This window comes from Lentzea chajnantorensis (genome assembly GCF_054300775.1).
The window spans coordinates 7,701,492-7,713,624 of the sequence record NZ_JBSDZT010000002.1; the positions used below are offsets into that span (position 1 = coordinate 7,701,492).

12 protein-coding genes are annotated in these 12,133 nt (G+C 71.4%); 8 read left to right on the top strand and 4 right to left on the bottom strand.

Annotated features, from left to right (window positions below; all coding sequences use genetic code 11):
* Positions 1–59: 59 nt before the first annotated feature.
* Entirely contained in the window at positions 60–653 is a 594-nt protein-coding gene (locus ACVDFE_RS36755; RefSeq protein ID WP_458434459.1) for a TetR/AcrR family transcriptional regulator, read from the bottom strand.
* Positions 654–1,016: 363 nt separating this feature from the next.
* Here ACVDFE_RS36755 and ACVDFE_RS36760 point away from each other — a divergent pair, with 363 nt between their 5' ends.
* Complete coding sequence (locus ACVDFE_RS36760; protein WP_458433674.1) at positions 1,017–1,814, top strand: class I SAM-dependent methyltransferase; 798 nt, start codon at positions 1,017–1,019, stop codon at positions 1,812–1,814.
* Between the two features lie 90 nt (positions 1,815–1,904).
* On the opposite strand, the gene ACVDFE_RS36765 is transcribed toward ACVDFE_RS36760, so the two are convergent.
* Positions 1,905–3,590, bottom strand: coding sequence for a DEAD/DEAH box helicase (locus ACVDFE_RS36765; protein ID WP_458433675.1), 1,686 nt, complete (start codon positions 3,588–3,590; stop codon positions 1,905–1,907).
* A 179-nt stretch (positions 3,591–3,769) separates the two neighbouring features.
* On the opposite strand from ACVDFE_RS36765, the gene ACVDFE_RS36770 reads away from it, so the two are divergent.
* Positions 3,770–4,858 carry a YihY/virulence factor BrkB family protein gene (locus tag ACVDFE_RS36770; protein ID WP_458433676.1) on the top strand — a complete coding sequence of 363 codons (1,089 nt, stop codon included), beginning with the start codon at positions 3,770–3,772 and terminating at the stop codon, positions 4,856–4,858.
* Positions 4,859–4,930: 72 nt separating this feature from the next.
* Here ACVDFE_RS36770 and ACVDFE_RS36775 read toward each other — a convergent pair whose 3' ends face one another.
* The gene (locus tag ACVDFE_RS36775) at positions 4,931–5,182 is read right to left on the bottom strand and encodes a DUF3039 domain-containing protein (RefSeq protein WP_360398327.1); all 252 of its coding nucleotides are present in this window, start codon (positions 5,180–5,182) and stop codon (positions 4,931–4,933) included.
* A gap of 31 nt (positions 5,183–5,213) precedes the next feature.
* Between ACVDFE_RS36775 and ACVDFE_RS36780 the strand changes: the two genes are divergently transcribed.
* Positions 5,214–6,101: a pseudouridine-5'-phosphate glycosidase gene (locus ACVDFE_RS36780; protein WP_458433677.1), complete on the top strand. Its 888-nt coding sequence runs from the start codon at positions 5,214–5,216 to the stop codon at positions 6,099–6,101.
* Entirely contained in the window at positions 6,098–6,976 is an 879-nt protein-coding gene (locus ACVDFE_RS36785; RefSeq protein ID WP_458433678.1) for a carbohydrate kinase family protein, read from the top strand. Before ACVDFE_RS36780 ends, ACVDFE_RS36785 begins: the two co-directional genes overlap by 4 nt.
* Here the strand turns inward: ACVDFE_RS36785 and ACVDFE_RS36790 are convergent.
* Complete coding sequence (locus ACVDFE_RS36790; RefSeq protein WP_360398333.1) at positions 6,973–7,308, bottom strand: DUF3099 domain-containing protein; 336 nt, start codon at positions 7,306–7,308, stop codon at positions 6,973–6,975. The two genes, ACVDFE_RS36785 and ACVDFE_RS36790, sit on opposite strands and share 4 nt — an antisense overlap.
* Positions 7,309–7,362: 54 nt before the next feature.
* Between ACVDFE_RS36790 and ACVDFE_RS36795 the strand changes: the two genes are divergently transcribed.
* The 4 genes from ACVDFE_RS36795 to ACVDFE_RS36810 all read left to right on the top strand — a co-directional run bounded on the left by ACVDFE_RS36795 (position 7,363) and on the right by ACVDFE_RS36810 (position 11,992).
* Positions 7,363–8,862, top strand: coding sequence for a PucR family transcriptional regulator (locus ACVDFE_RS36795; protein WP_458433679.1), 1,500 nt, complete (start codon positions 7,363–7,365; stop codon positions 8,860–8,862).
* A gap of 28 nt (positions 8,863–8,890) precedes the next feature.
* A complete protein-coding gene (locus tag ACVDFE_RS36800) occupies positions 8,891–10,345 on the top strand; it encodes a DUF7782 domain-containing protein (protein ID WP_458433680.1) in 1,455 nt (484 codons plus the stop codon).
* Positions 10,342–10,767, top strand: coding sequence for a D-aminoacyl-tRNA deacylase (gene dtd, locus ACVDFE_RS36805; protein WP_458433681.1), 426 nt, complete (start codon positions 10,342–10,344; stop codon positions 10,765–10,767). The genes ACVDFE_RS36800 and dtd overlap by 4 nt, the downstream gene beginning before the upstream one ends.
* A gap of 238 nt (positions 10,768–11,005) precedes the next feature.
* Entirely contained in the window at positions 11,006–11,992 is a 987-nt protein-coding gene (locus tag ACVDFE_RS36810) for a sigma-70 family RNA polymerase sigma factor (protein WP_360398341.1), read from the top strand.
* The last annotated feature ends 141 nt before the right edge of the window (positions 11,993–12,133 follow it).

A 12,133-nucleotide genomic window follows, 5' to 3' on the forward strand; every position in this document is an offset into this window, starting at 1 on the left:
CCGAGCGTTGTGAGAGCGTTACCAAGGCACTACTGCAACCAGTACTGATATATCGGATATCAGTTGTCGGCCGAGGAATCGACGGCCGGTCGAACGACCCGTCGAACCAGCTGTCGAACGCTCTCCGCGTCCGGCCGCGCCTGCCGGTCGGCGAACAACAGGTGGGCGCTGCCGATGAGCATCGGCGCCAGCCCGTCGACCTCGACGCCGGCCTCGACCCGGCCGAGCCGCTGTTCCGCGGCGAGGTAGGCCGCGATCAGCTCGACCGCCTCGGTCAGCACCGGCACCCCGGCGGGCCAGGTGTCACGCAGCCGGGCGCGCAACTCGTCCCGGAAGGTGATCAGCGCGACCACCGACACGGCGACGGACGTGAAGACCGCCTCGACGGCCTCGGCCAGGTTGCCGACGACCGTCCCCTCACCCGCGGTCAGCTCCGCGAGCCGTCGTTCCGTCCTGGTCGCGCGGTCCACGACGAACGCGGCGAGGAACGCGTCGAAGTCCGCGAAGTGCCGGTGCAACACACCTTTGGCGACGCCCGCGGTCTCCGTGACCGCGCGGCTGGTCAACGCGCTGGGCCCGCCCTCGCGCAGCACTTGCTCGGCCGCACCGAACAGCTGTTCCCGCACGTCACGCAGATGCACCCCGGTCGGCACGGCTCGCGCCTCCACCCTCGCTCGGTTCACAAGTGGGCGCATGCCCACTACGGTGGGCACATGCCCACTCTAGCCGGGTGGTCGCAGAGCTTCGGCTCGGACGCCGACCGCTACGACCGCGCTCGCCCGCCCTACCCCGCCGAGATGGTCGACCGGATCGCCCGCATCGGACGCGGTCCTGACACGGGCTCGGGCCGGAGCCCCAGCGCGAGTTCCGACACGGGCTCGGGCCAGGGTCTCGACGCAGGCTTGGGCCGGGTTCCCGACACGAGTTCCGGCCGCAGTTCCGCCATGGGCTCCAGCCGGGTTCCCGACGCGAGTTCCGGCCGGGGTTCCGACACGGGCTCCGGCCACAGTCTCGACATGGGCTCCGGCGCAACCTCCGAACGCGGGCCCAACACAGACTCCGGCCTGGGCTACGCCACTGGCTCCGGCGCGAATCCCGACACGGACTCCGGCCATGGCCCCGACACCGGCTCCGACCCAGGCCTCAGCACCGGTCCGCGCGTGCTCGACGTCGGCTGCGGCACGGGCATCGCCGCCCGGCAGCTGCGGGACGCGGGCTGCACCGTGCTCGGCGTCGAGCCCGACGAGCGGATGGCCGAGTTCGCCCGCGGCACCGGTGTGATCGTCGAGACGGCGGCGTTCGAGAGCTGGGACCCGGCCGGCCGCACGGTCGACGCCGTCGTCGCGGCCCAGTCGTGGCACTGGGTCGATCCCGCGGCCGGCCCCGCTCAGGTCGCGCGGGTGCTGCGGCCCGGTGGGTTGTTCGTCGCGCTGTGGCACGTGTTCACGCCGCCGGACCCGGTTGCCCAGGCCTTCGCCGATGCGTACCGGCGCGTCGTGCCCGACGCACCGTTCCAGCTCAGCACCACGGCCGAGCAGGCGCTGCAGAGCTACGCGGCTGGCTGCACCCGGACCGCCGACGCGTTCCTGGCCACCGGCGAGTTCAGCGGTGCCGAGCAGTGGCGTGCCGACTGGGAGCACAGCTACACGACCGGCAGCTACCTCGACCTCATGCTCACCACGGGCTCGCTCACGCCGCTCGCCCGCGACAAGGTCGACGTCGTCATCGACGCCGTCAGCAACGCGATCGACGCCATGGGTGGTGGCTTCACCGCGAGCTACAGCACGCTCGCGGTCGCCGTCGTCCGAGCTTGAGCGATATATCGCATACGGGATATCGCATACTGGATACCGGATATGGCATATCGCCTGATCAGCGATGTGCCATATCCGATATATCGGCGCTCACCAGGAGCGGAGCGTCGCGATCCGCTCTTCGAGCTGCTCGATGCTCGCCATCGCCGTCACCGGGCCACCGCAGTACTCGCGCAGCTGGTTGTGGATCTTGCCGTGCGGCTTCTTCGTGCGGTGGTGGTGCATGGCGACGAGGGTGTTGAGCTCCTTGCGCAGTGAGGCGAGCCGTTCCTGGACGCTGGCCGTCCGCACCTCCCGCACCGGGGCTTCCGCCTTGGGGCGCTTGGCCGCTGACGCGAGCTGCTCCTCCTGGCGTTGCAACAGGAGCGTGCGCACCTGGTCGGGCTCCAGCAGCCCCGGCAGGCCGAGGTACTCCTGCTCCTCCTGCGAGCCCGCGAACGCCGCCGTGCCGAACGACGAACCGTCGTAGATGACCTGGTCGAGCTCGGCGGTGGTGCCCAGCGCGGTGAAGGCGCGTTCCTCCTCGCCGGGTTCGTCCTTGGTCTGGTTCGCGTCGGCGAGCAGCTCGTCGTCCCAGCCGTCCTTCTCCCGGTGCGGCTTGCCCAGGACGTGGTCGCGCTGGGCCTCCAGCTCGGCCGCGAGCTGCAGCAGGACCGGCACCGAGGGCAGGAACACCGACGCGGTCTCGCCGGGTTTGCGGGCGCGCACGAAGCGTCCGACGGCCTGCGCGAAGAACAGCGGGGTCGACGACGACGTGGCGTACACGCCGACCGCGAGCCGCGGGACGTCGACGCCCTCGGACACCATGCGGACGGCGATCATCCAGCGTTCGTTCGTCGCGGCGAACTCGGCGATCTTGCCGGAGGCCTTCGGGTCGTCGGAGAGGACGACGGTCGCGGTGTGGCCGGTCACGCGCAGGAGCACCTGCGCGTAGGCCTTCGCCGTCTCCTGGTCGGTCGCGATCACCAGGCCGGCGGCGTCGGGGATGCCGTTCTCGCGCTTCTGCGTGAGCCGCTGGTCGGCGGCGCGCAGCACGGAGGCCATCCAGTCGCCGGCCGGGTCCAGCGCGGTGCGCCAGGCCCGCGCGGTCTGCTCCTGGGTGAGCGGTTCGCCCAGCCGTGCCGTGAACTCCTCGCCCGCGCTGGTCCGCCACGACGCCTCACCCGAGTACGCCATGAAGAGCACGGGCCGGACGACGCCGTCGCGCAGCGCGTCGGAGTAGCCGTAGGTGTGGTCGGCCTTCGAGGTCTTGAACCCGCCCGCGCCCTCCTCGTACTGCACGAACGGGATCGGCGAGTCGTCGGAGCGGAACGGCGTGCCGGTCAGGCACAGCCGGCGCACGGCGGGCGTGAACGCCTCGCGGATCGCGTCACCCCACGACTTCGCGTCACCGCCGTGGTGGATCTCGTCGAGCAGCACGAGCGTCTTGCGGTTCTCCGTGCGCACCCGGTGCAGCGACGGGTGCGCGGCGACCTGGGCGTACGTGACCGCGACACCGTGGTAGTCGCGGGAGGTGATCGCGTTGGTGTTGCGGAAGTTCGAGTCGATCGCGATGCCCTGCTCGGCCGCGGACTTCGCCCACTGGTGCTTGAGGTGCTCGGTGGGCGTGACGATCGTGACGGCCTCGATCGTGCGGTCGGCGAGCAGCTCGGCCGCCACCCGGAGGCCGAAGGTCGTCTTCCCCGCACCGGGCGTGGCGACGGCGAGGAAGTCCTGGGGCTTCGCCGCCAGGTACTTGGTCAGCGCGCGGCGTTGCCATGCCCGCAGCGGTCGCATTGCTGCTGTCGCTGTCGCTGTCGCTGTCACAGACGTGTTTCTCCTCGTTTGCGCAGGTCGAACGTGGTTTCGACACAAAACTGCCCTCAGGCAGGCCGTCGCCGAGGGCACCCCGACCCTACCTGTTCCGGACGCCGATGCCGCGAAACGTGGCCACATGCACCATGCTTGACCTTGCGATGGGTTCGCCTACCGACAACGACGCACGCAGGTCCGGCCGCAAGACGCCGCTGCGTCTACTGGCGCGCACGCTGTCGAAGGCGTGGCAGGGAAACATCTTCTCAGAAGCCGCCGAGGCCGCGTTCTGGCAGACGCTCTCGTTCCCCCCGCTGCTGCTCGGAGTGCTGGGCGCCATGGGTTACCTCGGCGACTGGTTCGGCTCCGCGGTCGTGAGCGCCGTCCAGGACAGGATCATCGGGTTCACCCGGACGATCTTCAGCGGGGACGTGGTGAACGGGGTGATCCAGCCGACGGTCACCGAGATCCTGAGCACCGGCAAGGGCGAGATCGTCTCCATCGGCTTCCTGATCTCGCTGTGGGCGGGGTCTTCGGCGATGTCGTCGTTCGTGGACGCGATCACGGTCGCGCACGGCCAGTACGGCGTGCGCAACGAACTGTGGCAGCGCCTGTTCGCCCTGCTGCTGTACATGGTGTCGCTGGTCGCGCTGGTGGTCGGCCTGCCGGTGCTGGCGCTGGGCCCGGAAATCCTGCCGCAGCTGTTCCCGGCGTCGTGGCAGCCCTACGTCGAGACGTGGGTGAGCCGCTTCTACTACCCCGGTGTGGGGCTGCTGCTCGTGCTGTCGCTGTCGATGCTCTACAAGCTCGCCCTGCCGCGGAAGCTGCCGTGGCACCGGGTGCTGCCCGGCGCGGTCCTCGCGATGGCGGTGTTCATCCTGTCGTCGATCGGCCTGCGCCTGTACATCCAGTGGATCACCACCACCGGCTACACCTACGGCGCGCTGGCGACGCCGATCGCGTTCCTGCTGTTCGTGTTCTTCATCGGCCTGGCGATCACGATCGGCGCGTACTTCAACAGCGCCATCCAGGACATGTGGCCCGCGAAGATGACCCGCCGCCAGCGCCGCCGGTGGCGCCGCCTGGAGCTGGAACGCGCCGCGTCGCGCATCCGCGAGGAGGCCGCGCGGCCCCGGCCGGCCAGGCCGGAGCAGACCGCCCACACCGCGCCCTCTCCCGCCGACACGCAGCTCACGACACCGTTACCGGTCCAGGCCGTCAAGCAGGAACGCGAACGCACCAGCGGCCCCTGACAGGTCCGCGACGCACGCGAGCCCCGGCGCCTGAGCAGCAGGCGCCGGGGCTCGCGTCGCAGGACAGGAGGGCTACTCCTCGCCGCCGCCCTCGGGCAGGTTCTCGTAGATCTTCTTGCAGTCCGGGCACACCGGCGAGCCGGGCTTCGGCGACCGCGTGACCGGGAAGACCTCGCCGCACAGTGCGACCACGTGGGTGCCCATCACGGCGCTCTCGGCGATCTTCGCCTTGCGCACGTAGTGGAACATCTTCGGGGCGTCGTCCGAGGACTGGTCGGTCTCATCCGGCCGTACGTCGACCTCGGGGAGAGTCTGGGTGCTCACCCGCCCAGAGTACCTGGGAAGATGCCCTCTCGTGACTACGCTGCACATCGCTGAGGAAGTTGCCGCCGCACTGGCCGAGAACCGGCCGGTCGTCGCACTTGAGAGCACGATCCTGTCCCACGGGCTGCCCGCCCCGCGCAACCTGACCGTCGCCGCACGCCTGGAGCACGTGGTGCGGGAGGCCGGTGCCGTCCCGGCCACGATCGCCGTGCTCGACGGCGTGCCGCACATCGGCCTCACCACCGCCGAACTGGAGCGGGTCTGCTCCGAGGAGCTGCTGAAGCTGTCCCTGCGCGACCTGGGTGCCGCCTGCGCGCTCGGCCGCAGCGGTGCCACGACCGTGGCGTCCACGACCGCGCTCGCCCACCGGGCCGGCATCCGCGTGTTCGGCACCGGCGGCCTCGGCGGTGTGCACCGCGGCGCGCACGAGACGTGGGACGTCTCGGCCGACCTCGACGTGGTCGCGACGACGCCGGTGCTCGTGGTGTCCTCCGGGGTGAAGTCGATCCTCGACATGGGCGCGACGCTGGAGGTGCTGGAGACCCGGTCCGTGCCGGTCGTCGGCTACCGGACCGACCGCTTCCCCGCGTTCTACCGGCGCGAGTCGGAGTTCGGCGTGCCGTGGCGGGTCGAGGACGCGAAGCAGGCGGCCGCGGTGTTCGCGGCGGGCGAGCGCGGCATGCTGCTGGTCAACCCGATCCCGGAGGCGTTCGAGATGGACGCCGGGCTGCACGACCGGCTGCTCGCCGAGGGCCTGCGGAAGCTCGTCGACGGCGACGTGCGCGGCAAGGACGTCACGCCGGTGCTGCTGGAGCACTTCCACACCGCGAGCGGGGGCGTGAGCCTCGACGCGAACGAGGAGCTCGTCGTCAGCAACGTCCAGGTCGCGGCCGAGGTCGCGGTGGAGCTGTGCCGGTGAGGCCGGTCGTCGTGGTCGGCGATGCCGGCCTGGACGTCGTCGCCCGCCACTCCGGCCCCATCGCGCACGGCGGTGACGTGCGCGCGAAGGTGACGATCGAACCCGGCGGCGCGGGCGCGAACACGGCCGTGTGGCTGGCCGCGTGCGGTGCGTCGCCGGTGCTGGTCGCGCGCGTGGGCGCCGACTCGGCGGGACGGCAGGTGCACGCCGAGCTGACCGCCGCGGGCGTGCGGTGCGCGTTCGCGGTCGACCCGGACCTCGCGACGTGCTGCGTGGTCGTGCTGGTCGACGAGAACGGCCAGCGCTCGATGCTGCCCGACCGCGGAGCGAACGCCCGGTTCTCCCCCGCCGACCTCGACCCCGGCCTGCTCGCGGGCGCGGACGGCCACCTGCACCTGTCCGGTTACGTGCTGCTCGACGCCACCTCGCGGCCCGCCGGGCTGGCGGCGCTGGCGGCGGCGCGGGCGGCCGGCTGGACCACGTCGGTGGACCCGCAGGCCGCGGTGCTGATCGAGGCCACGCCGTGGTTCCTGGAGGACGTGCGGGGCGTCGACGTGCTGATGCCCAACGCCGACGAGCTGGCGGCGCTGGCGGGCTCACCCGACCCGGCCGCGGCCAAGCAGCTGCTCTCGCACGTCGGGGCCGTCGTGGTCACCTCCGGCCCGGACGGTGCCTCGTGGGTCGACGCCGACGAGATCGTGTCGGTTCCGGCCGAGCGCGCCGAGTGCGTCGACTCGACCGGTGCCGGTGACGCGTTCGACGCGGGGTTCCTCGCGGCGTGGCTCTCGGGTGCGTCCAAGCGCGACGCATTGCTCGGTGGCGTGCGCGCGGGTTCGCGGGCGGTCGCCGTCGTCGGCGCCCAGCCGCCCCGTTAACCGTCGATGACGGTCGTGCTCTTCGGTGCGATCGCGCGGCGTTCGACCTGGTGCCGGTTCACCTTCTCGGACTTGCGCGGCGGCCGGTCGTTCGCGATCAGCACGGCCATCCACGGCAACGGCACGGACAGCACGATGAAGAACAGCGCGAGCCACCACGTGTGCGCGAACAGCGCCGCGAGGATGAGGCACGGGAAGCGCAGGCTCATCATGATCGCGTACTTGCGGCGCCGGGCGGCGTGCTGTTCCTCGTAGGACGGGGCCGCCTCGGTGATCAACACCGGGGTGTCGTTCCGGTCTGGACTGCTCACGACACCACCTCCGGCATCCATGGTCGCACGTCCGGGTGACGACCGGGACGGCCGGTCGGCGGTTAACATCCGCGGGTGGTCGCCCTTGATCGCCTCGTGGACGTGCTCGGCAGCCTGGGCACGCACCTGGCGTGCGCGCCGAGGGGCCGTGCCGCCGAGCTGCGCGGGGTCGCCCTGCACGACCCGGCCGAGAACACGCCCGCCGCCGCGGGGGACGTGCTGCTGGGCCTGGGCACGCCGTCGGTCGCCGCGGCGGCCCGGCTGGTGTCGTCGACCGCGGCCTCCGCGGTGGTGCTGCACGGCAGGCCGCCGCTGGACGAACGGGTCGTGGTCGCCGCGAAGAAGTCCGGCGCGGCCGTGCTGCTCGTGGACCCCTCGGTGCCGTGGAGCCAGCTCGCGAACGTGACGCAGACACTGGTCAACGGCGGCACGCGCACCGGTGACCTGTTCGGGCTGGCCGACGTCATCGCGGGCGTGGTCGGCGGGCCGGTGACGATCGAGGACCAGCAGTCCCGCGTGCTCGCCTACTCCTACCGCCAGCAGGACGTCGACCCGGTGCGGGTGCAAACCATCCTGGGCCGCCGGGTGCCGGAGGAGGCCCGGCGCGCGCTCGACGAGTACGGCGTCTTCACGCACCTCGCCTCGTCCGACGAACCGATCTTCGTGCCCAAGCTGACCCCGCAGCTGGGCAACCGCCTGGTGGCCGCCGTGCGCGCCGGACGCGAGCTGCTCGGTTCGGTGTGGGTGGAGGTGACCGGCCCGGTCGACGCGGCCCGCACGGCGGCGTTGGTGGACGGCGCGCGCACGGCCGCGTTGCACCTGCTGCGCTCGCGTGCCTCGACCGACCTCGAACGCCAGGCGGAGGCCGACCTGGTCATCCGGCTGCTCGAACACCCGGAGTCCGCGGACGTCGCCCGGCTCGGCCTGCCGTCGGCGGACCTGCGGGTGATCGCGGTGCAGGCGCACGCGGGCGAGGGCGAGCACGGGGCGGCGGTGCTGGCGTTCCAGCGGGCCACCGCGGGCTTCGGCTGGTCGCGGCCGGGGCGCAGCGCGTTGTTCGGCAACGTCCTCTACACGGTGATCCCCGCCGCCGACGACGCCGTCGACTGGGTGCGCTCGCTGGTGCGGGAGCTGCCGGCGGAGGCGACGGTGCTGGCCGGTGTCGGCGGGCCGGCCGAGGCGACGCAGCTGCCGACCTCGCGCCAGGAGGCCGACGAGTGCCTGGCGCTGTCGACGGGTGAGCCGGTCGTGTACGACGACGCGTGGGCACGGGTGCTGCTGCACCGGCTCGCGGCCGTCGCCGACGCCGGACGGCTGCCGACCCGTGGACCGATATCCAACATATTGCGACACGACGAGGAGTTCGGGACGAACTACGCATCGACGCTGAAGGCGTGGCTCGCAGCCCAGGGTGACGTGCGGGCCGCCGCGCGGGAGCTCAACGTGCACCCGAACACGCTGCGGTACCGCATGCAGAAGATGGCGGAGGTGACACCGCTTCCGCTCGACGACCCGGACCAGCGGCTGGCGATGGCGATCGCGCTGTCGGTGATGAGGCTGTCGGCCACGCGCTGATCCCGGTGCCGTGAAAACATGTGCAGCCGTGCACCCTGATCTTTCCGCCGACCTGTGCGCCCGCCTGCGCGAGGCCTTCGAGAACGCCGGCTACACCGCGGACGGCGTGGTCGACGCGCTCGGCCCGCAGGCCCACGCCGCCCTCGGCAGGGGCGAGCCGGAACCCGCCCGCCGCGCCAGCAGGGACGCCGGGACCCTCGGCACGCTGATCCGCCTGTTCCTGCTCGGCGACCCCGAACCCGAGCAGGACGTCCGCAGGGCGCTGGCCGGGACCGACATCGACGACCTCGTCGCGAACGAGGTGCTGACGAGCGAGCTGACCGCCGGGCTGGACGTGCGGCCCTACGAGGACAACTGGTGGGTCATCGCCGACCTCGACTCCGACCTGCGCGGCGGTTCCGTGCCCGAGGACCACGTCCTGGGCGTCGGCCACGCCTCGATCAGCCTCGCCCGCGCCACCCGGCGCACCCCGGTCGGCTCGCTGCTCGACCTCGGCACCGGCTGCGGTGTCCAGGCGTTGCACGCCAGCAAGCACGCCGAACGCATCACGGCCACCGATCTGTCCGAGCGCGCGCTACGGCTCGCACAGGGCACGTTCCGCATCAACGGGCTGGACGTGGAGACGTTGCAGGGCGAGTGGTTCGGCCCGGTGCGCCACCGGCGGTTCGACCAGGTCGTGTGCAACCCGCCGTTCGTCGTCGGTCCGCCGCGGGTCGACTACGTCTACCGCGACTCCGGTCTCGGCGGTGACGACGCGTCGGCGCTGGTGATCCGGCAGCTGCCCGCGTTCCTCAACGAGGGTGGTGTGGGGCAGCTGCTCGCGTCCTGGGTGCACCGCAAGGGCGAGGACTGGGAGGAGCGCGTCTCCGGCTGGCTCCCCCGCGGCGGTGTGGACGCGTGGTTCGTGCAGCGCGACATCGCGGAGCCGGCGCTGTACGTCGGCACGTGGCTCAAGGACGCGGGCGTCGACCCGCGCAGTCCGGAGGGGCGGGCGAAGGCCGCCGCGTGGCTCGACTGGTTCGAGGAGAACGACGTCCAGGGGGTCGGCTTCGGGTACGTGACGCTGCGGCGCACCGACGAGCTGCACTCCGAGGTCGTGTGCGAGGACCTGCGGCACGCGTTCGACGACCCGCTGGGCCCGGAGGCGGCGCGGTGGCTCGACAACGTGGCGTGGCTGCGCGCGAACCCCGACCTGCTGGACCGGACGTTCCGGGTCGCGGACACCGTGCTGCTGGAGGAGGTGTCCGAGGCGGGCGAGGAGGGCTGGCGCAAGGTCGTGGCCCGGCTGCACCGCACCGACGGGCCCGGCTGGCAGCACGAGGTGGACGAGGCGACGGCCAAGCTCGTCGCCGGGTGCACGGGTGCGCTGCCGTTGGCGGACCTGCTCGCGTTGCTGGAGTTCGCGTATGGAGAAATCGATTCGGAAGCCGCGTTGCCGATCGTTCGTGATCTCATCCGGCACGGAATGTTGATTCCCGCGTGAAAGCCGTTGTGGCGCGCGTCACAGAGGCGAGTGTGGAAGTCGAAGGGGAGGTCGTCGGGGCGATCACCGAGCCCGGATTGCTGGTCCTGCTCGGCGTCCACCACGACGACACCGCGGGCCACGCCGCCAAAATGGCGCGCAAGTTGCACGGGCTGCGAATCCTCGATGACGAGCAGTCGTGCGAGTCGACCGGCGCTCCCCTGCTGGTCGTCAGCCAGTTCACCCTCTACGGAGACACGCGCAAGGGCCGCCGCCCGTCCTGGACGGCGGCCGCGCGGCCCGAGCACGCGGAACCGTTGGTGAACGCCGTCGTGGCGGAGCTGCGCCAAATGGGCGCACGGGTCGAAACGGGACGTTTCCGGGCGGAGATGAAGGTGCGGAGCGTGAACGACGGTCCGTTCACGGTGCTCGTGGAGGTCTGAGGAAAGGCTTCTCAGCCAATCCTCAGATTACTCGCGCAACCGTTGTGACAGCGGCGACGTCTTCAGGTCAGGAAGTCGGGAACGAATTCGGAATCCGGTTCGTTACCCCGGATGAGAGCCAGCAAGCGATGGGATCCACAGAGCGGGCCCGCCGCGAACCGGCACCAGGGCGCAGCGCCGCGCCGCCTTGACCACCGTGCCCGCGACCGCGTCGCCCGCAGCAGGGGGAGGGAGATCCATGACCGTCACCAGGATCTTCGACCGTGAAGTCGGAGACAACACCGCCGTCGAAGCAGCCGACCTCGACGCTCAGGGGCCAGCGGCCGACCTCGTTCGAGTCTACCTGAACGGAATCGGCAAGACAGCGCTGCTCACCGCCGAGGAGGAAGTCGACCTCGCGAAGCGCATCGAGGCGGGCGTGTTCGCCCACCACGTCCTGGAGACGGCCAAGCGCCTGACTCCCACCCGTCGCGAAGAGCTGGGGGAGCTCGTCCGCGACGGCCGCCGTGCCAAGGACCACCTGCTCAAGGCCAACCTGCGCCTCGTCGTGTCGCTCGCGAAGCGCTACACGGGCCGCGGCATGCCGCTGCTGGACCTGATCCAGGAGGGCAACCTGGGCCTGATCCGCGCGGTGGAGAAGTTCGACTACACCAAGGGCTTCAAGTTCTCGACGTACGCGACGTGGTGGATCCGCCAGGCCATCACCCGCGGCATGGCCGACCAGGGCCGCACCATCCGCCTCCCCGTCCACCTGGTCGAGCAGGTGAACAAGCTCGCGCGGATCAAGCGCGACCTGCACCAGTCGCTGGGCCGCGAGGCCACGCACGAGGAGCTCGCCAAGGAGTCGGGCATCTCCGTGGACAAGGTCTCCGACCTGCTCGACCACGCCCGTGACCCGGTATCGCTCGACATGCCGGTCGGCACGGAGGAGGACGCTCCCCTCGGTGACTTCATCGAGGACTCGGACGCGACCGACGCCGAGAGCGCCGTCATCTCCGGCCTGCTGCAGGACGACCTGCGCCGCGTGCTCGCCACGCTGGAGCCGCGCGAGCAGGCCGTGATCCGGCTGCGCTACGGCCTCGAAGACGGTCAGCCGCGCACCCTCGACCAGATCGGCAAGCGGTTCGGCCTGTCCCGCGAGCGGGTGCGCCAGATCGAGCGCGAGGTCATGTCGAAGCTGCGCCAGGGCGAGAGGGCCGCGAAGCTGCGGGCATACGCCTCCTGAGACCCGTTGGGCCAGGTGGTGTCACGGTCGGATCTCAGGCGACCGCGAGCATTGACTTGTGACTCAACGCACGGCACGGTCGGGCGTTACCAAGCCACGCGACGCCCGCCGAGAGCCGGACGTCGCACACGGAGGAAGGTC

Coding starts and splice junctions, on each gene's coding strand:
- ACVDFE_RS36765 (WP_458433675.1), bottom strand. CDS start 3,590: ATGCGACCGCTGCGGGCATGGCAACGCCGCGCGCTGACCAAGTACCTG.
- ACVDFE_RS36770 (WP_458433676.1), top strand. CDS start 3,770: ATGGGTTCGCCTACCGACAACGACGCACGCAGGTCCGGCCGCAAGACG.
- ACVDFE_RS36760 (WP_458433674.1), top strand. CDS start 1,017: ATGGGCTCCGGCGCAACCTCCGAACGCGGGCCCAACACAGACTCCGGC.
- ACVDFE_RS36790 (WP_360398333.1), bottom strand. CDS start 7,308: ATGGATGCCGGAGGTGGTGTCGTGAGCAGTCCAGACCGGAACGACACC.
- ACVDFE_RS36810 (WP_360398341.1), top strand. CDS start 11,006: ATGACCGTCACCAGGATCTTCGACCGTGAAGTCGGAGACAACACCGCC.